The sequence below is a fragment of the Chitinophaga caseinilytica genome (genome assembly GCF_038396765.1).
GTDB lineage: Bacteria > Bacteroidota > Bacteroidia > Chitinophagales > Chitinophagaceae > Chitinophaga > Chitinophaga caseinilytica.
In genome coordinates this window covers 4,105,376-4,126,865 of sequence record NZ_CP150096.1, presented here as the reverse complement: position 1 = coordinate 4,126,865, position 21,490 = coordinate 4,105,376, and the positions used below count along the sequence as shown (strand labels likewise).

The window sequence follows — 21,490 nt, the reverse complement described above, 5'->3', positions numbered from 1 at the left end:
CAACTTGGATGTGAGGGAAATCACGATTTCGCCCATGCGAAGTTTCGTTGCGGCGGATTGCGTATTTTTGTACAAATCACGCCCCATGAAAGATGTTTTCTCAGAACAGTCCGGGGATTATGTCAAATTCCGGCCCCATTACCCCGACGAGCTCTTTCAATTCCTCCTGTCCATCGTACCCGGAACGGAAAGCGCCTGGGATTGCGGTACCGGGAACGGCCAGGTTGCGGAGAAGCTTGCGGCCGATTTCAAACGCGTGGAGGCGACGGACATCAGCCGCCAGCAGCTCGACAAAGCCCGGCCACGCCCCAACATCCGCTACACCTTACAGCCTGCCGAGAAAACGGATTTCCCGGATGGTTCGTTCGACCTGGTGACCGTAGCGCAAGCCATCCACTGGTTCGATTTCGAAGCGTTTTACCGTGAAGTGGGCCGCACGCTGAAACCCGGCGGCATCCTGGCTGTGATCGGATATGGACTGCTGCATATCACACCCGAGATCGATGCGGTGATCAGCAGGTTGTATGTGGATCTTTTGGGCCAATACTGGGACCGCGAGCGGAAATACGTCGACGAAAATTACATGACCATCCCCTTCCCCTATCCCGCCTTCCCTACGCCTTATTTCGCGCATACGGAAACCTGGAGCTGGGGGCACCTGGCCGGGTATCTCTCCACCTGGTCGGCCGTGCAACATTACATGAAAGCGGAACAGCATGATCCTGTGGCGCTTATCTCCGCCGATCTGAAAGCCGCATGGGGCGAGCCCGCCGAGCGGGAAGTGCATTTCCCCATCCTGCTGCGCATCGGGAAAGTCTGATTCCCGGAAAACGTTGAGTATCTTAACTGTACTGAAAAATATAAACAGGAAGGACGCCGCAAAATGGGCGTCCTTCTTTGTTTATCAGGGTTTCCATTTTATCCAGTCATCGAGCGGCGGCACCCTGCGCGGGGCTTTGGCGCCTTCCGGCAGCACATGCACCGTGAATGCGCCGGCGTATCCCTCCGGCAATATGGCTTCAAAGCCGGTAATGGTGCTTCCGGGATTGGGGGCGTCGTAATCATGGACCGGCGCGGCGCTCCAGGTGCGGAGCTGCACGGGAACCGGGGTTTCGATCACCAGGCGCAACGTTTTACCGTTTTTCCGCAGCGCGATCACGTTATCCTGCTCCAGGGTCACTTCGGCCTGGGTGAGCCAGCGCCATTGCAGCGTGTCCGGCCCGCTGCCCGCCGCCACTTCATCGCGGATAACGGCGCGCTCGCCCTTCAGCAACGCAACGCCCCGGCGCGATCGATCCAGCTGACCTTTATAAACCGACGTCATATCTATCACCGCGAATTGCGGATTTCGTTTTCCCGTTGCCGTTATATCCGCATGGCCGCTTACCTGCTGGTAGGCGCCGTTTACCGTCAAAGTATTGTGAACGAGATTATTGTAGCGCATCACCTCCCACCGCTGGCTGTTTTTCGACTTGTTCCAGATGCTCAGTCCTCGGGATTCGAGGGAATTGTAATCCTGCATCCCCAAATCCGCCGCCCAGCGAACGCCGCCCCAGTCGAGCACGAACGAGCCCACGTCCATATGCGCGTGGTTCACGCCGGGCGAGCCGCCCTTGAAGCCGATGTACATGGAGGAACTGTCGCCCCAGGCGCTCCGCATCAGCGCCACGGGTGTTTCCCCGCCGCCGGTCCAGAAGGTGGACGAAGGCGGACGGACGGCCTTCATATCGATATCCTTTCCCCACAACAGCATCGCCGGTAAAAGCCGGTTACCGGTGGAAGGTTTCTCCAGGCGGAGCTTTTCCGTAAACAGCAGCGACGGGGCTCCCAGTCGGGCGGCGAACCAGCACATCGCGGGTTCCAGGCTGCCGCCGGTACCTGCGTCGGAGAAGTTGAACGGGAGACCGGTGGGGCCGGCCATATGCTGGTAATAGGCCGCCGTTTCCATGAAGCCGGGCATTTTCTGCAGACCAAAATCGCCGCCGGTCAAGGTTTCCAGCGCGCTGATGAAGAGCACGTTGAAGCTGGTGCCATATCCCCAGTAACTATACCCCTCGGGATAAGCGCCCGCCGGCCTGTACGCTTCCATGGGCAATACAATGCTGCGGATGCCGCGGTTGATGAGATGCAAACCCAGTTCCGGCGCGTCTTCAAACACCGCCAGCGATCCGAAAAGCATACCGGCATTGCATACCTGGTTCCAATTGTGATGCTCGCGGAGCCAGTTGCTGTTTTTCTTTTCGAGCGAAGGGCGCATCCCCTTTTCGAGGATCGCCGTGGCGATCGCCCGCCGCTGATCGGGCGTGAGGCGGTCGTACAACCAGTCGTACCCGATCGCCACGCCCATCGTCATTTCCGCGACGTCGAGGAAGTGGGAAGGATTCCAGTCGGAAAACGAACAAACGGCCATCATTTCACTGATTGCCCTGTCGGCATACCGTTGGTCTTTTTCCATACGCCAGGCATATGCGAGGAAAAACACCCGGCGGAGGCATTCCCGCGAAACGCCCAGCAGCCGCCTGCCGGTCAATTGCCGCTGCAGCACGGGTGCAGACATCATTTTATCGCAGGCCGACAAAATACTACGATGCACATTTTGCCAGGGGCCCGGCGTATTGACATTCTTTTGCAGGACGGGCTCGTCTGCCGTTTTCCAGAGGATCCGGGGATGGGGAGGCATGTTGAAATCGGCCGGAAGCGAGTCTGTTTGCGCGCGAACAGTACCTGCCAGGCACAGCAACAGGAAAAGCCAGGATAGCTTCATAACGGGTGGATTGTTCACGGTCAAAATACGACCTTTCGGCCCGAACCACATGTTTATGTGATAAACGGCCGGACGGCGCCGGCGTACTTTTGTGCCATCTTTAAATCATCCCCATGCGCACTCCCCTTCTCGCCAGCCTCCTTTGCTGCATCCTGTTTTTCACTGCCTGCAAACGCAACCGCATCGAAGTGCTGGCCACTTATTCCGTGCTCGTTCAGCAACTGGAATGGAAAGACGGATCGTTCGAAAACTGGAAATACGACGCCAACAACAACATCGAATACACGAAAGGCGCCAGTCCTACCAGTTCTGCCATCGAGCGGGATTTCCTGTACAACGGGGATTTGCTGGGCCTGATGCAGAAAACATCGCTCAAGGAAGATACCTTCTATTATGATGACCACCGGCGGATCGTCCGCATCGAGGAAGGCATCATGGGCATGCGCGAAGAAGGCAGGTTCCGGTTGGATTTTACGTACGATGGGCGGGGAAAGGTCATCCAGATGGATTTCGGGCATTATAAACCAGACGTTTACACGCCGATGTCGAAATCGACGTATACCTGGAGCACAGATGGGTTGTTGCTACAGATCAAAACCACCGTTACCGGCAAGCCTGAAGAGATCATTTACGACCTCACGCCAGAAAACCGGTCGTTCATTTTCAACGAATGGGCGTTCGTGAACCGGTACCATCTTGTGTTCGACCAATACGAAATATGGAATATCCCTGTGCTGAAAAGTATGGACAGGCTGCCGAAGCGCGTGGTGCGGACGCACAAGGTCGGCGGACAGGTGTCCGATCAAACCACGCTGGAATACAGCCATTCCGTAGACGCGATCGGCCGGCTGTTGCGCCGCGACATGTCTAACGGCGACTGGATGAAAATCACATATCAACCTACCCGGTAAAACCTGCTGTCATTCAGCGGGCCCACGAAATTCCGTTGCTAAAAAACGATAACGCCGCTCCCCGCAATGCAGACGGGAATCCACAGCGGTAGACCTAACTATATGCATATCAGCAGCTTTTCCCGCTTCCGGGGGATTTGGCACGGAATTGTTAAGGAGAAGGAAAACGGAACAGTTATGGAAAACAGGCATAAAAACCCCTGGCAAGGCATTCCCCACCCCGATTTAATGTACCTGGCCGTAAAATTCAACGTATCGCTGCAAAAGGTGAAAGCGGCCGTGTATACGCTGGGCAACGATTTGCGGCAAATCGAGACCTGGTTCCGGCAACAGCAGGCGCTGCGCGACCGCAATCTTGTTTGACGATCAGAGCGGATCTTCGCGGAGGCGCTCGTCGGTGTAGGTGATTTCCGTCCGGCCGTGGGGCTTTGGAACGCCGTTTTCATCTACGCTGACGAATACGATCTTATCGATGGTGAGGATGGATTTATGCGTGATTTTGTTGCGGACTTCGCAGTTGAGCGTGATGGACGTGCGGCCGAAATGCGTGGCTTTAATGCCGAGCTCCACGATATCTCCCTGGCGCGCGGAGTTGATGAAATTGATTTCGGACATGTATTTGGTAACGCAACGGTTGGTACCGAGCTGGATGATGGCATAGATAGCGGCTTCTTCATCGATCCATCGGAGGAGGCTGCCGCCGAAGAGGGTGCCGTGGGCGTTGAGGTCTTCCGGTTTCACCCATTTCCTGGTATAAAAATTCATGTACGCTCCGGTTTTGGCGCAAAATTAGTTAAAATCATGCGGATTCCTTCCGCTTCGCCTGTTCTCTCCGGCAGTTAAGCATTCTAAAGTCCCCCTTCACTCAACTTTTCTTGTCTTTCCCGACGTATCGCCGGTAATTTGCGATGCGATGTTTATCAGACGCGATTCCTTTCACTTATACAAAACCCGATTCCCGCAACGCCGGGAGCGGTGATGATATATCCGGCTTCACCGGAGAATTTTCTTAAATGGTTATGAAGCTGAAAAATGTAAGCCTCTGTATCTACAGAGGCTTCTGTGTTTTTTGCGTAAAAGGTATGTCCATTCCTATGCCCCGTTATCCAGTACCGGCCGTTCCGGCCCGGCGTTCGTCCCCTCGTCACAGATTTATGCATTTCATCACACAATTTATGTTTTACGTAAATTTATTTTTGTTTAATGAAAATATCAATTTACCTTCGTTTCGTAATCAAACCTCTACCGCGTTATGTATACCTTCCTCAAAGCGGCATGGCGGAATTTGCGGCAAACGGGCTCCGTTGTGGAGAGCTCACCGGCGCTGACGGCGCGGATGACCGACATCATCCAGTTCCAGAAACCCTTATCCATCGTAGAACTGGGCGCAGGCACGGGCGTTATGACCAGGCATTTGCTCGGTCGCATGAGCCCCGCTTCCACCCTCGCTTCCTTTGAAATAAACCCGGAATTGTACCGCATCCTGTCTGCCGTCAAAGACCAGCGCGCATCTCACCACAATGCAGACGTACTGCGGCTTCCGGCGTACATCCCCGACGAGTCGGCCGACTACATCCTCAGCGGTATCCCGCTCGCCAACCTCGACGCCGGCACCAAATCGCAGCTGCTCGAGCGTTGCCACAAGGCGCTCAAGCCCGGGGGGTTCTTCATCCAGTTCCAGTATTCCCTCAAAGACATTGCCGCCATCCGCCAGCGGTTTCCCGCGGTATGCTACGGTTTCACACTGCTTAACATCCCACCCGCATTCATTTACTATGCCCAGAAATGATACTTCCGCCACCGGCCGCACGCTCCGGATCATCAAGGTATCGGTGCTGCTGGTCGCCATCGCGCTGTACGTAATCTTTGCGCAACGCTTCTCTACCGACGATCTCACGGCTTTCGTGGGGCGATATCCCGGGTGGACGGTCGCCGTGTTCTTCGCCATTTGCGTGGCCCGCGGCGTGGCGCTAATTCCCGGAACGCCGTTCCTCGCAGCGGGCATCCTGCTGTTCCGCAACGAGCCCTGGCTGTTGCTGGGCGTGTTCCTGGCATCCATCGCCGTGGTATCGTGGATGTTGTACCACCTTTCGGGTTGGCTGGGCCTGGCGGCGTGGTTCGAAAAGCATTATCCCGAAAAAACGGAGCGCATGCGGCAGCGGCTGCAGGGGCCGTACGGACAGTGGTTCGTGGCCTTATGGGCCTTTGCGCCGATCGCCCCAACCGACCTGGTATGCTACGTGGCCGGTACGCTGAAAATCCCCCTGCGGAAATTCCTGCCGGCCCTGCTGGCGGGTGAGGCCGTGATCTGCACTTTGTATATCTTTATCTTGCGTAACATCTGATCCATCCTGTATGCACCACACACCTCCAGTTTCCAGCAACCGTTTCTTCCATGCCATACGCTGGATCGTAAATATTTGCTGGTACCTCAATTTCGTGTTAGCCGCCATCGGGCTTTTCTTCCTTGCCACGTCGATGTTTGGCGGAACGAAATTCAATTTCAGCACCATCGTACGCCTGAACGCTCCGCTTTCCGTCATTGCAGTGCCCGGCGGCGAAATGGAAACGCAGGATGTGCAACTGAAGATGCTCCTGCCCGTGAACAATCTTTACCGGGTTTACTCCTTCGTGTTTTTCTTCCTGTTCGAATTCCTCGTCATCGCCGCCATTTATAACCTGCGCCGTGTTTTCCGTTCGCTGAACCGGCAAAGCCCCTTCACCGGCGAAACCATCCGACGGCTCCGGTATACCGCGCTTTTCATCGGCCTGCTGGCGCCTTACAACTTCCTGCTGAGCGTTTTGCAGGCGGAAGTCGCCCATGCCTACATCCCCGCAGCGCAGCGCAACTTCCACATGAATTGGAATTTTGGCTTACCTTACATCGCTGTTGCGGCGATCATTTACATCATGGTAGATATATTCCGGTACGGAATGCAACTGCAACAGGAAAACGAAGCTTTTGTATAATGGCGATCATTGTTAATCTTGACGTGGAAATGGCTAAAAACAAGATCTCGCTGAAAGATCTTGCGGCGCGGATCGATATTTCCGTTACCAACCTCAGCTTGCTCAAAACCGGCAAAGTGAAGGGCATCCGCTTCGAAACGCTCGAAGCCCTTTGCCGCGAGCTGAACTGTAAACCGGGAGACATTCTCGATTATTCGGCCGACGAAGAATAACCGCACTTATCATACCAACAGCAAAGGCCGCCTCATCGGGCGGCCTTTCGCATGTGATCGTTACAGTTATGGGAAAAGAGTCGTGGTTATTTGCCGAATGCGTACTCGAACGCATAATTACCGGAACCCACCTGCAGGGAAGCATCCTTCCCTTCCGCCGAAAGCTGCACCGGTTTGCCCGATTCCGTCACTGAAGCGCCGGCCGCGCCGGGCAACACGATTTTCGCCGTGGTATTGGCGGGAACGGTCACTTCCAGCTTCAATCTACCGCCGTCCAACTTCCATTTCGACGCGATGGTGCCGTACAGCGATTTATATTCCGCGCTGGCGTGGGTGAGCCCGCCGCCGGGGCGCGGCTGGATGCGGAATTGCTTGTAGCCGGGCGATGCGGGATCTGGTTGGATGCCGGTCACTGTTTTATACATCCAGTCGCCGATAGCGCCATATGCGTAGTGGTTGAAGGAGTTCATCCCCACGTCCTGGAAAGTGCCGTCGGGCTTGATGCCGTCCCAACGCTCCCAGATGGTGGTGGCGCCCATTTTCACGGGGTACAGCCAGGAAGGGTAGCTTTCCTGCACGAGCAGTTTGTACGCCACATCCGTATAACCAAAGCGCGTGAGCACATGGCAGAGGTACGGCGTGCCGAGGAAGCCGGTGGTGAGGTGGTTGCCATAAGACCCGATGTTGTCTGCCAGCCGTTTTGCGGCGGATGCGCGCTGCGCTTCGGGCAGGATGTCGAAGTTCAGGGCCAGCACGTATGCCGTTTGGGTCGATGAAACCATGCGGCCGTTGGGCGTCACGTATTCGCGGATGAACGCCGCCTTGATCCTGTTGATCAGCTCTTCGTACTTCGCGACGTCTGCATTTTTGCCGAGCACTTTCGCGGCATTGATGACGTTTTGGGTGGAATGGATGTAAAACGCCTGGGCGATGAGGTATTTATCGGTGATGGCGGAACGGCCGTCGTTATCGTGCGGCGCGGAATAGAAGAGCCAGTCGCCGAAGTGCGGCCCATGGTTCCAGAGCTCGCTTTTGCTTTGCGCGGTGATATAATCCACCCATTTGCGCATGCTTTCGTATTGCACTTCGAGCATGCGGCGGTCGCCATAGTTTTGATAGAAATTCCAGGGAATGATGGTCACCACGTCGCCCCAGCCCGCCGAACCGGGCGAAGGAATGGATTTTACGTCCGGGATCACGACGGGGATGTCGCCATTGGTGCGCTGGTCTGCCGCCACGTCTTTCATCCATTTGGTGAAGAAGCCCGTCACGTTCATGTTGTAGGCGGCGGTGTTGAAGAATACCTGCGCGTCGCCGGTCCAGCCGAGGCGCTCATCGCGCTGCGGGCAATCGGTCGGCACGTCCACGAAGTTCCCTTTCTGCCCCCACTGGATATTTTTCTGGAGTTGATTGATGAGCGGATGCGAGCAGGAGAAGCTGCCGGTTTCACCCATATCCGAATACACGGCCACACCGGTGAACATAGACGTATCCAGCGGCTGGCGCAGACCTTTCACGCGGATGTACCGGAAGCCCTGAAAAGTGAACCTGGGCGCGAGGGTTTCCGTCCCCCGACCATTCAACACAAATTTATTCTCCTGCTTGGCGGCGCGGAGATTGGCGGTATAGAAATTCCCGGCTTTATCCAGCACTTCGGCATGATGCAGGGTAACGGTGTCTCCGGCATTGCCTTTCACTTTCAGTTCAACCCAACCCACCATGTTCTGCCCGAAATCCACGACGGCGTCGCCTTCGGGCGTGGTGATGAATTTGACGGGTTTCAATCTTTCGTGTTGTTTCACGCCGGGCCCTTCCTGCGCCACGAGGTTATCTTTCGTGAGCGGCAGCACGGCCACCTTTTCCCAGGAAGCATCGTTGAAACCGGGGGCTGCCCAGCCGTTCATTTCCATCCGGGCATCTACCGTTTCGCCGTTATAAATATCGGAATAGCGCACCGGGCCGGAATCGACGGATTTCCAGGAGCCGTCGGTGGCGATGGTTTCCTTAGAGCCGTCGCGGTACGTGATTTCCGCCTGGAGGAGCAATGCGGCGGTTTTGCCGTAGGTATTCCTTTGATTGAAGAACACGAGGTTGCCGCGATACCAGCCGTCTCCAAGGGTGGCGCCGATCGCGTTATCGCCGTTGCGGAGCATGGGCGTGATGTCGTACACCTGGTACTGGAGGCGTTTGTCGTAGGCGGTCCAGCCGGGCGTGAGATGATCGTCTCCCACCCTTTTGCCATTGATATGCGCTTCGTACAGCCCGTGCGCCGTTACGTACAGGCGTGCGCTTTGTACGGGTTTCGACAACCGGAACCCTTTCCGGAAAAGCGGGCTGGGACCGGGTTTCCCCGTGGTGTCGCTGCTTCGCCCGATCCATTGGGCTTGCCAGTCGGCCGGTTGCAGGAGCCCCATTTCCCAGGACGCCACTTCGCTCCAGGGCGAGGCTTTTCCGTTTTTGTCGAACACGCGCACTTGCCAGAACACGCGCTGGCGCGAAGCGAGGGGGCCGCCGCCGTAAGGGATGTGCAGCGACACACCGGAATTTATCCTGCCGCTTTGCCAGGAAATTTCTTTCCCTTTGGCAAGCGCAGCTGCGTTGGCACCGGTGCGCACTTCATAGGCCGATTGCAGGAAATCGCGGCCGGAGGATTTGATCTGCCAGCTCATGCGCGGCTGCGATGCCGCAATGCCGATCGGAGCGGATTTATATTCCGTCGTCAATTTTTCGGGAAGGAAAGATTGTGCGGACAAAGACAAGGGGACCGCCGCTGCAGAAACGGCGGCCGTTGTCAAAACGTGGAATAGCCAGGATTTCATATACATGTCGTAATCAGTTTTCAAGTGGTGCCGCTCAAAATATAATTTTCATCCGTAACTACTATCCTGCACTCACCTGCCCGTAGCCGATTTTTCGTTAAATTACAGGTACCGATCATCAAAACCATGCAACATGAAAGCATTACTTCCCGCGATCATCTTCACTTTCACCATCCATACCACAGCAAAAGCCCAGGCAGACGCGGCGAACGGCGTGTGGCTCAACGAAGAGAAAGACGCGAAAGTCCAGATATATAAAAACGGCGACAAATATTTCGGCAAACTCATCTGGATGGCCCATCCGCTGGAGGCCGACGGCAAAACCCCGCGCCGCGATGCGAAGAACAGCAATTCTTCCCTCCGCGCCCGCCCGCTGCAGGGCCTCGTGATCCTCACCGGTTTCGAATACGACGCAGACGATCAGGAATGGGAAGACGGAAAGATCTACGACCCCAAAAGCGGCAAAACCTACAGCAGCAAAATGAAAATCAAAGGCAATACGCTCGATATCCGCGGGTACGTCGGTGCCCCGCTTTTCGGCCGCACAACAATCTGGACGCGCGCCGAATAAAAAAATCCGCAGTACAGCTGCGGATTTCCTTTTTCATCACAAATCTCCTTAGCGGTAATACGCTGCCATCTGCGGCGGGCTCACCGGTTGCGGCACCACGTTCTGCACCGGTTTCACGGATTTGAGGTACAGGAAGATCGCTTTCAGGTCATCGTCGGCCAGGTCGGGTATTTGCGGCATGGGCGGCAACAGGTGACGCGTGCCTTCGAGGCCTTTGTACATCCCCTGGCGCACCGCTCTTCCGAACTGCTCTTCCGTCCAGCTGCCGATGCCCGAAGAATCTGCCGTCAGGTTCGCCGCGAAAGAAATGCCCCAGGGCCCGGCGATGGCGGTATTATTCATATTGAACAGCACCCAGTCTTTCGCTGTGGCCGTATCGATTTTAGCGACGGGCATCGCCGCAGGATGGCCGGAAAGCAGCAGTGCTTCGTCCGGAACGGGGCCCTGTGGCGTCATTTTCTTGGGGGAATGGCAGTCGTTACAGCCCATGATTTTTACGAGGTAGGCGCCGCGTTTTACGAGACTGTCTTTGGAGGGAGCTTCCGCCGTTGGCGCACCGGTGGTGCCGGTACAGGAATAAATCGCCATTGCGCTGAGGAGGGCAAGGCCGATGAGGGGTTTACAATTCATAACTCGGTAATTTTTTGCGCCGCTAAGATAGCAGCATTACCTAAGTATACTATGGGCAGTACTACCTATTTTCGGAAAAGCCGGACGTTTCCGCCCGGCCGTTGCCAGTTTTAACTGTCCGGATCCGTTAATCGTGCCCCTGTTGCCTGACGGGCTAATCGCTGTTTTTGTCGATGCTGAATTCGTTGTTTTCCTCGTCTTCCGAGCCGATATCCTCCGCTTCGTCGTCGTCTTCGCTGCCGGGAACGTCCAGTTCACCGTCTTCATTGAGGATGTCGCCATCGTCATCCGTTCCGTCGGGCAGGGCTTCTCGCAGGCGTTGTTCGTCTTCATAATCCGGGTCTGAGTTGGCGGCGTTATCCAGCAGGCGGCGTTCCAGGTCGGAAACATTGTCGTCGCCTTCGAGATCGAGGTCATCGTCTTCCTCCTCCTCATCCAAAATCCCTTCCCCTTCCTCATCTGCGGAAGATGCGGTGGTGTCGGCCATTTCCCCTGCCGGGGGAACGTGGATGTGTTCCTGTCCGGGAATATCTTTCACTTCCGGGAACTCCATATTGATGTCTTCGGACGATGGCAGTTGTTCGTCCAGGTTTTTATCGGGGATGCCGGGTTGTTTTTTCATGATGTTCGTTTCGGGATATGGCGAAATAACCATGCCATGGATGAACAGCCGCAGGATGGAGGGAGATTTGTAGCGGGTTTGCCACGATCGCTTCCCCGCTTTGCCGGAATTCCACAACTCAACCCCTTCATCCGGCGATTCGTGGATAAATCGGCGGCGTGCCGGGCCCTCGGGGCGACTTTTGCCTTAAATCATTCCGATCATGAAACTGACCAGCTTCATCCTCATGATACAACTGCTGACCACCACGGCGCTCCGCGCGGCCGATTTCAGGCTGGTGAAGCAATCCGGCGACGTTTTCCTTTACGAGCGCTGGATAGGCGACGGCGATGCCGCCGTTCGCGAGCTGAAGGCCGTATTCCTCGTGAAGGCGAACGCGCCTTCGATCATCAGTCTCCTGCGCGATCCGCAACGCGGCCCCGGATGGAACCCTTCCGCCCGGGAATACAAAGTGCTGCCCGCGCCCGAGCCCGACAAATGGATCAATTACATCCGTTACGCCATCCCCTGGCCTTTCGAGGACCAGGACTGCTGCCTCTCCTTCCATGTGGAAAACCCGCTGGAAGTCCGCTTCGAAAGTACCCAGCACCCGGCGTTCCCGCCGGAAGAAGGGCGTACCCGGCTCACCGGCGTCCGCGGAAGATGGTTGCTGGAGCCGCGGAATTCGGGGTTCGTGCAGGTACAATACTACATTACCACCAACCGCAACCGGAAACTGCCGCGCTGGGCGTCTGACCCGATCGTGCACAGCAACCTGGTCAAAACCATGACACAATTCAAACACCTCGCAGAACAATGACTTACACTTTGATTACCGGCGCCAGCGCCGGATTGGGAAAAGCATTCGCCATACAATGCGCGCGGATGGGCATGAACCTCGTGCTCATCGCGTTGCCCGGCGGCCAGGCGCATTCGCTGGCGCGCCATATCATGGAAGAATACCCGGTAGACGTGCGCGCTTTCGAATTCGACCTCACGGATGTGGACCAATTGCAATACCACCTGCCCGCCATCGTGGACGCCTGCCCGGTCGATTTCCTCATCAACAACGCCGGTGTCGGCGGAACGGCCTCCATTGCGGAAACGCCACTGGAGAACATCGACCGGATTATCCAGCTGAATGTGCGCGGAACGGCGCTGCTCACGCGGATCATGATCCCGCATTTGCTGGAACATACGCGCAGCCACATTCTGAACATCTCCAGCATGGCGGCTTTCACGCCCATCGCGTATAAAACGGTGTACCCGGCATCAAAAGCCTTCATCACTTCCTTTTCGCTCGGGTTGCGGGAAGAGTTTGCAGGAACGGGGCTTTCGGTGAGCGTGGCTTGTCCGGGCCCGATACTCACCAATTCCGGGACGGCGCGGCGGATCATTGGCCAGGGGCTCAAAGCCAGATTGGGACTGCTCCCTACGCACGAGATCGCGAAAGTGGCGATACGGCTCACGCTCGCGGGGCAGCCCGTCATCATCCCCGGCGTAGCGAACAGGATCAGTCATTTCCTCATGCAGCTGATGCCCGGCAACCTGCGCCTGCGGATCATTTCAAGGGAAGTAAAAAAAGAAATGCAATTCAGCATATGAGCAAAATCCTCATCACCGGCGCCACCGGCCTCACTGGGCGCCAACCTCACCCGCGAGCTGTACCGGCTGGGGCACGACATCCGCCTGCTGGTGCGCCCCTCCGCCAACCTGCGCACCCTGGCCGACATCCCCGTGGAATTGTTCCACGGCGATGTGGGCGACCCGCAGGCCGTTCAGCTGGCCGTTGCGGGATGCGAATACGTCGTCCACGCCGCGAGCATTACCGACCAGTGGGGCATTTCCTTCGAAGATTACGAGCGCGTCAACTTCACCGGCACCGTGCACATCGCAGAAGCCTGCCGCCGCCACGGCGTGAAAAAACTCGTGTACGTGAGCACCGCCAACACACTCGGCCACGGCACCAAAAACGAACCGGGGAATGAACTGGCGGGGTTCTCGCTGTTCTCCGCCGGCTCGGGCTACATCAACAGCAAATACCTCGCGCAGCAATACGTGCTGGAACAGGTTGAGAAACATGGGTTGCCGGCCGTGGTCGTGAACCCGACGTTCATTATCGGCCCGCACGACGTGCGCCCCAGCAGCGGCAAACTATTGCTGCACGGCGTGCGGTCGTGGTTCGTGTGGTGCCCGCCGGGCGGGAAGAACTTCGTGCATGTGGGCGACGTGTGCCGCGGCATCGCCCTGGCGATCGAAAAAGGGAAGCCGGGCGATTGTTACCTGCTGGCCGGCGAGAATCACAGCTACCGCGAGTTTTTCCGTATCGTGAGCCGCACTATCGGCCGGAAGCGGCTGCTGTTCACCATCCCGGCCTGGGTGTTGAAGGCAGGTGGACTGGCGGGCTCGCTGGCGGGGCAATTCTCCGGCCGCCGGCCGAAGCTCAATTATACGACAGCGAGGCTCCTTTGCCTGGGGAACTATTACTCCGGCCGCAAGTCCGAGCGCGACCTCGGCATGCGGTACCTTTCCACCGAAACGGCCGTGGCCGACGCCTGCGCCTGGTTGAAGGAAAATGACTATTTTTAACCAGACGGCAACACATGGAAGTTAATTCGTTCGACAAATATTTTTCCAGCAGATACGCCCGCCTGTTCGTGCGGATCGTGATCCTGTACCTCATCTCCACCATCTTCAAATCTTTCGACCAATCCTTCATCGCCGACCTCAGTGTGTTCAACCTCCGCGGCCACATGTTCAGCATCGTGTACGTGCTATATGGCCTGCTGGCCTGGGAAGGCGCCATCCTGGTAGCGAAATGGGCCGCGCCGCGGTTCACCCAGAAGAAATTTTTCCTCCTCGCCGGATGCCTGCTCGCATACGGCGTGGTGGCATCGTATTTTTTCGGTTTGACGTATGCCGTGTTCGACATCGTTTTCTTCCACCGCTACGAAGCCTGGGAAAGCGTGAGCCATTTCAGTTGGGACCTCATCTTCGGCACCTGGATCTTTTACCTGCTCCTGCTCACTGTTAACGGGATCATGTATTATTACAAAGCCTGGAAAGAAAATCAATTGCAGACAGAGCGCCTCATGCGCGAAAACATCCAGGCGAAGTACGATGCGCTGCGCAACCAGATCGATCCGCATTTCTTCTTCAATTCGCTCAGCGTGCTCACGAACCTGGTGTACAAAAGTCCCGACCTTGCAGCCGATTACATCACCCAGCTGGCCAAAACCTACCGCTACATCCTCGACAAAAAATTCGAGAACCTCGTGCCCATCCGCACCGAGCTGGATTTCCTGGAGTCGTACCTTTTTCTCATCCGGATCCGCCACCAGAACAGCATCCGGTTCCATGCGGAGATAGACGATTCCGTGAAACTGAAAGGCCTCATCCCGCCGGCCACGTTGCAATTGCTCGTGGAGAACGCCATCAAGCACAACCGTTTTTCCGCGAACGATCCGCTGCTGATCGAAGTAAAAAGCACGGGCGATTCGCTGGTGATCACCAACCAGCTGCGGGCGAGGCTGCATCCCGAAACGCCCTCCGGCATCGGGCTGGAAAACATTCATAAACGATACGAACTGGCCATCGGACGGGGGATCGAAGTGATCCCATCGCCGGATACGTTCACCGTCAAAATACCGGTCATTCTCTCATGAAGGTAACCATATTCGAAGACGAGATCCACAACGCGGAAAGGCTCACGCAACTGCTGCGGCAATGCCGCGCCGATATAGAGATCGTGGGCGTGATCGCCTCCGTGGCCGAAGGCCTCCAGTGGATGAAGGAAGAACACCCTGCTGATTTGATGTTCATGGACATCCAGCTGTCTGACGGCAACTGTTTCGAAATGTTCAACCAGGCGCAGGTGGTGACGCCCATCATTTTCACGACCGCGTACGACGGCTTTGCGCTGCAGGCGTTCAAAGTGAACAGTATCGATTACCTCATGAAGCCGATCGATCAGAAGGAATTGCAGCAGGCGCTGGACAAATTCGAGCAGTTCAGGCCCGCGCAGCCTTACCGGCTGGACATTGCAGGCATTGCCGAAGAATTCCTCCGGCGCGATCATGCCCGGTTTATCGGGCGGCTCAACAATCAACTCATTTATGTAAAGGCGAAAGACATCGCCTGGCTGCAGTTTACCAAAGGCGTAACCTGGGCGGTTACGTTCGAGGGGCAGCGCCTCCCGCTCGATTATTCCCTCGACCAGATGGAGAAGCTCCTGGACCGGCACCAGTTTTTCCGGATCAACCGGCAATACATCGTGCAGATCGACGGGATCAAAAAGATCATGACTTATTACAATAGTCGCTTCATCCTGCAACTGGAGCCGGCTGCGGGGGAAGACGTCATCATCAGCCGCGAGCGGGTGAACGATTTCAAGAATTGGCTGGAAGGGCGCCTGCCATCCGGCGCTTAAAAATGTTTTTCCTGAACTTTATCGTGATACGGCAGGTACATCGGTAAGGCAGCCGAGCCGTACCAGCGCAGGCAATCCGCCGCCAGGAGCCCTCCTGCCACGGCCGGGTCGGACTGCAGGAGCGCCTCCGCTTCTTCGACAGTAGGCACGTTGAGGATGAAAATCCCCCGCCAGTTACGGTCGTTTTTCCCCAACGGACCGGCCACTGCCAGTTTCCCGCTTTTGGCCAGGCGGCCGATGTTCTCCATATGCCCGCGGAAAAGCGCCGCTACCGTGTCTTGGTTTTCGGTGGACCGGGGGCCTGTTTTCAATATGACCAATACATAATATTTCATGCCGTAAGCGTCGGCGCCGAGGGAGTCGGCCAGGGGCTTGTTATAGCCTGGGTTGGCCGTTTGCGCGTGGAGGGAAATGGCAGACAGGGCCATTAACGCGGTGATAACGAGCAGCTTCATACAGGTTGTTTCCGCGAATGTAGGGAATTCCGCCTCACTAGGAATTATTAAAAAATATTGCTAGTATTGTCGGGAGGGCCTATTCCACTTGACATGGGAATCTACAATGGACGAAGCGTTTTTCAGGGCTACATATGAACGGTATTGGTCCAGGTTATACAGTATCTGCTACTTTACCATCGGATCGCGCGAGGCGGCGGAAGACACGGTGACGGAGGTTTTCATCTCACTGTGGAACAACCGCGACAGGCAAGTCATTGAAAATATGGACCATTACCTCGTTCGCGCCGCCAAGAACCTTTCCCTTAAATATCTCATCCGCCAGCAAAAAATGGACGCGGCGCTGCTGCGGATGGTAGACACCCTGCAAGACCATCACCGCCACTCCCAGCCCGAGCGCCCGCTCGAAGTGAAGGAAATCCGCGCCGTGGCGCACCGCACCCTCGAATCCCTTCCGGAAAAAACCCGCGCCATCTACCTCATGAACCGGGAAGATGGCCTCACCTACCAACAGATCGCCGAAAAAACCGGGCTGTCCGTCAAATCCGTCGAATACCACGTCTCTAAGGCATTGCGCGCCCTCAGCCAATCGCTCCTCGTCGTGCTCCTCGAACTTTCCTGCCACCATTCCGGCACGATTTAAAAAATATTTTTAAAAACGTTTAGGGTATTAGCCCTGAAATGGAACTTATATACAGGGACCATCCCGGAAAGACATGCAATTATCCAAAGAGATCATCGACAAATTCATCGCCGGCCGGTGCTCGGAAGCCGAACTGGCGGAAGTAGCCGCCTGGTTGCAGAGCGGTGAAACCGACGGGCTGGAAGAAGCGCCCGGCAACGGGGCCGCCATCTGGCGCAAGATCGAAGCGCGCCGCCGGCCTTTGTGGCGGAGGTTCGTCCGCCGCGCCACCGTAGCCGCAGCCGCCGCTGTGCTCGCCGCCGCCGCCATTTACGGCATCCGGCTCATGCGCGCGCCGCAGGAGCTGACAGCCTACGTAGCGGCCGGTCAAACATCGCGCATCGTGCTGCCCGACAGTTCGGTCGTGTTCCTGCAGGGCCCGTCGGCGCTGCGGTATCCCAGCCGGTTTTCGGAAGGCGAGCGGATGGTGTTCCTCACGGGCACCGGCGCTTTCGAGGTGAGCGGGAATGCCCGGAGCCCTTTTACGGTGGTGAGCGGCAAAGTGAAGACCACGGCGCTGGGAACGTCTTTCGAAGTACGCGCGCCCGAGGGCTCGGAAGAGGTGAAGGTTTGGCTCCGTTACGGAAAGGTGGTGGTGACGCGCGAGCGCGACAGCATGTACCTCCGGCCCGGGGAGGCGCTGGGATACACGGGCGCCGCCAGAACGGTGGAGCGCGCCGCACCCGAAGCTTACCGCGGCAGCGTGCTGTATTTCAAGCACGCGGGGCTCGACGAAGTGATCACCAAGCTCGAGAATTACTATAACATCCATATCATCGCCGATACCGCGTTGTACAACCGGAAGTGGCAGGTGACAGGGGAATTTGCCCGGGAAAAACCCGAATTCGTTGTCCGCAACATCGCCTTCATCGCTGATGTGCAATACCGGATGGCAGGCGATTCCCTCTGGCTGCTGCCACAACCCATGCCACAGGAACCATGAAAAACAGACGTCATATGCATACATCCGAACCTTAAAAAAACCGTCTCATCCTGCGACCCGTAAACCCACGGCGGTGCCGATGCACCGCAGAGAATCGTATTGCCCGTATCAAAGTATACTCACCAAAATCCATGTAGAAACATGCAACATGCTCCACGATGTTACGCACTGAAAACTGCCCGCAAGCTTTTACTCGCGGCGCTGTTCCTCATTACCCTGTTACCGTTGGCCGCACGCGCCGACGCACAGGAGCTCGACACCAAAAAGATCTACATCAGCCTCCCCTATGACCGCTTACCGCTCGAACGCGTGTTCGCCGAGATAGAAAAACGGGCAGATATCCGCTTCCTCTACGACGCCGCCGCCTGCAACGCCGGCCAGAGCGTGAAGCTCCAGGTGAAGAACGAATCGCTCTTCAACCTCCTCAACTACCTGAAAGAAACCACCGGCCTGGAATTCCGCCAGTCTGACCGGTACTTCTCCGTTCGCCCGACAAAAATGCCGCTGCCCAAATCCATGCAGTCGGAAATCGCCGCGCCGCAGAACAACGTCATCAGCGGCAAAGTGACCGACGCAGACGGAACGCCCCTTATCGGCGTAAGCGTGCAGCTCAAAGGCACCTCCACCGGCGTGGTGACCGACGCGCAGGGGAATTACTCCCTTTCCGCTCCGGCCAACAGCGTGCTTATTTTTTCCTATGTAGGATATGAAAAACAGGAAATCACACTGGAAGGGGAAACGACGGTGAACGTATTGATGAAAACCAATTCCGGCGGACTGGAAGAAGTGGTCGTAGTTGGATATACCAAACAGAAGAAAATCTCCATCGTGGGATCGCTGGTGACGGTAACCGGCGACGAGCTGAAGCAAAGCCCCGCCTCGAACCTTTCCAACGCCCTCGCTGGGCGCCTCCCCGGCCTCATCGCCATGCAGAACAGCGGCGCGCCCGGGGCAGACCATTCCCGCATCCTCATCCGCGGCTACTCTACGTCTGGTGATAATAGTCCGCTGATCCTCATCGACGGTGTGGAGCGTACCATGAACAATATCGACGTGCAGGAGATCGAATCGATCACCGTGCTGAAAGACGCGTCTGCCACCGCGCAATACGGTATCCGCGGCGCGAACGGCGTTGTGGTAGTGACCACCCGCCGCGGCAAGGCCGGCCCTCCGAAAGTGGATTTCAGCGCCAATTATGCCGTGAACCAGGCTACGCAGCTGCCGAAATTCCTCGATTCCTACAACCACGCCACGCTGTACAACGAAGCCCTGGCCAACGACGGCCGCGCACCGCAATATTCCGAAGAAGCCCTGCAGAAATACAAAGACGGCTCCGACCCGCTCAAATACCCGAATACCGACTGGGTGAACCTGCTCTTCCGCGAAACTTCGCCCACGCAGCGTTATAACCTGAGCATCAATGGCGGCAACGACAAGGTAAAATACTTCGTGTCCGCCGCATACCTCAACCAGCAGGGCATCCTCCGCAAATACGAGAATCCCGACTATGATACCCGCGACGTATTCCGCCGCTGGAACTTCCGGTCGAACATCGATATCGCACTGTCCAAAGATTTCAACATCGCCGTTGACCTCGCCGGCGTAATCACCAGCAAACACGCTCCCACAGCGGGCGTTGAAGGCGACATGCTCCGCCAGGTATATTGGTACCAGCCCACGTACCTGGCCCTGCTGCCCGATGGCAAGATCGCCCAGCCCGGCGCGCATACGCAGAACCCCATCGGCGATCTCAGTCGCACGGGCTACACCGAAACCTTCGACGGTACCGCACAAGGCACCATCCGCGCCATCCGCAAACTGGACTTCATCACCCAGGGCCTGAGCACGGGGCTGAACTATTCCTTCGACCGCGCTTTCAACTATCGCATGAACCGCACGCAGGGGTATGGCATGTACGTTTGGGACGAAGCCACACAATCGTCCAAGCTTTCGCTCGGCAACGACTCCAACCTGGAGCCCATTACCGAGGCGTCCAGCTCGCCGAACTACGCGCTCAACTTCGAATATTACATCAACTACGCCCGCCAGTTCCAGAAACATAACGTGACCGGCATGGTGCTGTACAACCAGCGCAAGCGCGTGATCCAGGGCGCCCAGTACGGCAAACCCTTCTTCGTGCAGGGGGTAATGGCGCGCATGAGCTATAATTACAACAACAAATACTTCGTGGACGTGAATGGCCGGTACGACGGGTCGGAGAACTTCCCGCAGGGCTCCAGGTTCGGGTTCTTCCCCTCTGTTGCGGCAGGATGGGTGATGACCAGCGAACCGTTCATGAAAGACGTTTCCTGGCTGAACTACCTGAAACTGCGCGGTTCTTACGGCGTGGTGGGCAACGACCAGATCGGCGGGCGCCGCTTCCTCTGGCAGAGCATTTACCAGGCCGGCTCCGGATATAGCTTCGGACAGAACGGCGAAGTGTGGTTTAATGGTCTTTCCGAAGGATCGGCCGGTACGCGCGGTGTAACCTGGGAAAAGCATAAAATCCTCAACGGTGGCCTGGAAGCACGCTTCTTCCACGACAAGCTCGGGATCAACCTCGATGTATTTTCCAAAAACGTGACCGACATCCTTATCACGCCCGGTACCATCGTGGCAACCTACGGCGGTCCCCTCCCGGCGATCAACATGGGTGAAACCAAAAGCCACGGGTTCGAGCTGGAGCTTATCCATCAGAACGAAGTGAACAAAAACTGGGGCTATCACGTGAAAGGCAATATCAACTTCACGAAGAGCAAGGTGGTGTATGCAGACGAGCCTCCCCGCCTCTACCCCTGGCTCATGCGCACGGGGCACCCCATCAACCAGTATTTCGGGTATAAATCCCTCGGTTTCTTCCAGAACCAGGAAGACATCGCCAAGAGCGCCGACCAGCTCGGACAGGTGATCCCCGGAGACATCAAGTACGCCGACCTCAACGGAGACGGTGTGATCGACGCCAACGACCAGACTTCCGTGGCCGGGACAGACATTCCCACCCATACCCTGGGCGCATCCTTCGGCGTGCATTACAAACAATTCGATTTCAGCGTACTGTTCCAGGGTGCGTTCGGCGCCTACACCCTGCTGGAAGGGTTCGCCGCGTATGAATTCTTCAGCAACGGTAAAGTGACCGAAAAACACCTCGGCCGCTGGACCCCCGAAACCGCCGCAACGGCCACCTACCCGGCCCTTCACGCCACGCTCAACACCAACAACACCGTGGTGTCGGACTTCTGGATGAAGCGCACGGATTACGTTCGCCTCAAGAACTTCGAGATCGGCTACAGCCTGCCCAAATACCTCGTGAACCGCCTGAAACTCCAGGGCATCCGGTTCTACGTGAACGGGCAGAACCTCTGGACGTACATGAAAGACATGAAAGACTTCCAGTTCGACCCCGAAGCGCCCTCCGGCAACGGTACCTTCTATCCGCAACAGAAGATCTACAACTTCGGCGCAACCGTTAGCTTCTAATTCCTGATCCTGAAATCCAACAACAT

At 56.6% G+C, this 21,490-nt stretch carries 22 protein-coding genes; 16 read left to right on the top strand and 6 right to left on the bottom strand.

Annotation, left to right across the window (positions count from 1 at the left end):
• The first annotated feature begins 85 nt into the window (after window positions 1-85).
• Window positions 86-820, top strand: coding sequence for a class I SAM-dependent methyltransferase (locus WJU22_RS16975; protein ID WP_341839370.1), 735 nt, complete (start codon window positions 86-88; stop codon window positions 818-820).
• 84 nt (window positions 821-904) lie between these two features.
• Here WJU22_RS16975 and WJU22_RS16970 read toward each other — a convergent pair whose 3' ends face one another.
• Complete coding sequence (locus tag WJU22_RS16970; protein WP_341839369.1) at window positions 905-2,764, bottom strand: heparinase II/III domain-containing protein; 1,860 nt, start codon at window positions 2,762-2,764, stop codon at window positions 905-907.
• A 113-nt stretch (window positions 2,765-2,877) separates the two neighbouring features.
• On the opposite strand from WJU22_RS16970, the gene WJU22_RS16965 reads away from it, so the two are divergent.
• Both WJU22_RS16965 and WJU22_RS16960 read left to right on the top strand, forming a co-directional pair.
• Window positions 2,878-3,675, top strand: a complete 798-nt coding sequence (locus WJU22_RS16965; RefSeq protein WP_341839368.1) for a hypothetical protein — start codon at window positions 2,878-2,880, stop codon at window positions 3,673-3,675.
• A gap of 177 nt (window positions 3,676-3,852) precedes the next feature.
• Window positions 3,853-4,038 (top strand): hypothetical protein, encoded by a 186-nt coding sequence (locus WJU22_RS16960; protein WP_341839367.1) that lies wholly within the window; start codon window positions 3,853-3,855, stop codon window positions 4,036-4,038.
• Window positions 4,039-4,041: 3 nt separating this feature from the next.
• On the opposite strand, the gene WJU22_RS16955 is transcribed toward WJU22_RS16960, so the two are convergent.
• On the bottom strand, window positions 4,042-4,440 hold the full coding sequence (locus WJU22_RS16955; protein ID WP_341839366.1) for an acyl-CoA thioesterase: 399 nt from the start codon (window positions 4,438-4,440) through the stop codon (window positions 4,042-4,044).
• A 487-nt stretch (window positions 4,441-4,927) separates the two neighbouring features.
• On the opposite strand from WJU22_RS16955, the gene WJU22_RS16950 reads away from it, so the two are divergent.
• Genes WJU22_RS16950 through WJU22_RS16935 form a run of 4 tightly spaced genes read left to right on the top strand, consistent with a single transcriptional unit; the run spans window position 4,928 to window position 6,857 of the window.
• Window positions 4,928-5,464 (top strand): class I SAM-dependent methyltransferase, encoded by a 537-nt coding sequence (locus WJU22_RS16950; RefSeq protein ID WP_341839365.1) that lies wholly within the window; start codon window positions 4,928-4,930, stop codon window positions 5,462-5,464.
• Window positions 5,451-6,020 carry a TVP38/TMEM64 family protein gene (locus WJU22_RS16945; RefSeq protein ID WP_341839364.1) on the top strand — a complete coding sequence of 190 codons (570 nt, stop codon included), beginning with the start codon at window positions 5,451-5,453 and terminating at the stop codon, window positions 6,018-6,020. The genes WJU22_RS16950 and WJU22_RS16945 overlap by 14 nt, the downstream gene beginning before the upstream one ends.
• Window positions 6,021-6,030: 10 nt before the next feature.
• Window positions 6,031-6,645, top strand: a complete 615-nt coding sequence (locus WJU22_RS16940) for a DUF2975 domain-containing protein (protein ID WP_341839363.1) — start codon at window positions 6,031-6,033, stop codon at window positions 6,643-6,645.
• Entirely contained in the window at window positions 6,645-6,857 is a 213-nt protein-coding gene (locus WJU22_RS16935) for a helix-turn-helix transcriptional regulator (protein WP_341839362.1), read from the top strand. Before WJU22_RS16940 ends, WJU22_RS16935 begins: the two co-directional genes overlap by 1 nt.
• Window positions 6,858-6,943: 86 nt before the next feature.
• Here the strand turns inward: WJU22_RS16935 and WJU22_RS16930 are convergent, their stop codons facing one another.
• Complete coding sequence (locus WJU22_RS16930) at window positions 6,944-9,676, bottom strand: glycoside hydrolase family 78 protein (protein ID WP_341839361.1); 2,733 nt, start codon at window positions 9,674-9,676, stop codon at window positions 6,944-6,946.
• A gap of 133 nt (window positions 9,677-9,809) precedes the next feature.
• Between WJU22_RS16930 and WJU22_RS16925 the strand changes: the two genes are divergently transcribed.
• A complete protein-coding gene (locus WJU22_RS16925; protein WP_341839360.1) occupies window positions 9,810-10,247 on the top strand; it encodes a DUF2147 domain-containing protein in 438 nt (145 codons plus the stop codon).
• 48 nt (window positions 10,248-10,295) lie between these two features.
• Here WJU22_RS16925 and WJU22_RS16920 read toward each other — a convergent pair whose 3' ends face one another.
• Together WJU22_RS16920 and WJU22_RS16915 are read right to left on the bottom strand one after the other, a co-directional pair.
• On the bottom strand, window positions 10,296-10,877 hold the full coding sequence (locus WJU22_RS16920; protein ID WP_341839359.1) for a diheme cytochrome c-553: 582 nt from the start codon (window positions 10,875-10,877) through the stop codon (window positions 10,296-10,298).
• A gap of 154 nt (window positions 10,878-11,031) precedes the next feature.
• The gene (locus WJU22_RS16915) at window positions 11,032-11,499 is read right to left on the bottom strand and encodes a hypothetical protein (protein WP_341839358.1); all 468 of its coding nucleotides are present in this window, start codon (window positions 11,497-11,499) and stop codon (window positions 11,032-11,034) included.
• Between the two features lie 202 nt (window positions 11,500-11,701).
• On the opposite strand from WJU22_RS16915, the gene WJU22_RS16910 reads away from it, so the two are divergent.
• The 5 genes from WJU22_RS16910 (at window position 11,702) to WJU22_RS16890 (ending at window position 15,907) form a co-directional block, all read left to right on the top strand.
• Window positions 11,702-12,298, top strand: coding sequence for a hypothetical protein (locus WJU22_RS16910; protein ID WP_341839357.1), 597 nt, complete (start codon window positions 11,702-11,704; stop codon window positions 12,296-12,298).
• A complete protein-coding gene (locus tag WJU22_RS16905) occupies window positions 12,295-13,083 on the top strand; it encodes an SDR family NAD(P)-dependent oxidoreductase (protein ID WP_341839356.1) in 789 nt (262 codons plus the stop codon). Before WJU22_RS16910 ends, WJU22_RS16905 begins: the two co-directional genes overlap by 4 nt.
• Window positions 13,084-13,173: 90 nt before the next feature.
• A complete protein-coding gene (locus tag WJU22_RS16900) occupies window positions 13,174-14,067 on the top strand; it encodes an NAD-dependent epimerase/dehydratase family protein (RefSeq protein ID WP_341839355.1) in 894 nt (297 codons plus the stop codon).
• 14 nt (window positions 14,068-14,081) lie between these two features.
• The gene (locus WJU22_RS16895) at window positions 14,082-15,143 is read left to right on the top strand and encodes a sensor histidine kinase (protein WP_341839354.1); all 1,062 of its coding nucleotides are present in this window, start codon (window positions 14,082-14,084) and stop codon (window positions 15,141-15,143) included.
• Entirely contained in the window at window positions 15,140-15,907 is a 768-nt protein-coding gene (locus tag WJU22_RS16890; RefSeq protein ID WP_341839353.1) for a LytTR family DNA-binding domain-containing protein, read from the top strand. Before WJU22_RS16895 ends, WJU22_RS16890 begins: the two co-directional genes overlap by 4 nt.
• On the opposite strand, the gene WJU22_RS16885 is transcribed toward WJU22_RS16890, so the two are convergent.
• Window positions 15,904-16,362, bottom strand: a complete 459-nt coding sequence (locus tag WJU22_RS16885) for a YciI family protein (RefSeq protein ID WP_341839352.1) — start codon at window positions 16,360-16,362, stop codon at window positions 15,904-15,906. The two genes, WJU22_RS16890 and WJU22_RS16885, sit on opposite strands and share 4 nt — an antisense overlap.
• Window positions 16,363-16,468: 106 nt before the next feature.
• On the opposite strand from WJU22_RS16885, the gene WJU22_RS16880 reads away from it, so the two are divergent.
• The 3 genes from WJU22_RS16880 (at window position 16,469) to WJU22_RS16870 (ending at window position 21,464) form a co-directional block, all read left to right on the top strand.
• Window positions 16,469-17,005, top strand: a complete 537-nt coding sequence (locus tag WJU22_RS16880) for an RNA polymerase sigma-70 factor (RefSeq protein WP_341839351.1) — start codon at window positions 16,469-16,471, stop codon at window positions 17,003-17,005.
• A gap of 73 nt (window positions 17,006-17,078) precedes the next feature.
• Entirely contained in the window at window positions 17,079-17,987 is a 909-nt protein-coding gene (locus WJU22_RS16875; RefSeq protein ID WP_341839350.1) for a FecR family protein, read from the top strand.
• A gap of 141 nt (window positions 17,988-18,128) precedes the next feature.
• Window positions 18,129-21,464, top strand: coding sequence for a TonB-dependent receptor (locus WJU22_RS16870; RefSeq protein ID WP_341839349.1), 3,336 nt, complete (start codon window positions 18,129-18,131; stop codon window positions 21,462-21,464).
• Window positions 21,465-21,490: the final 26 nt, after the last annotated feature.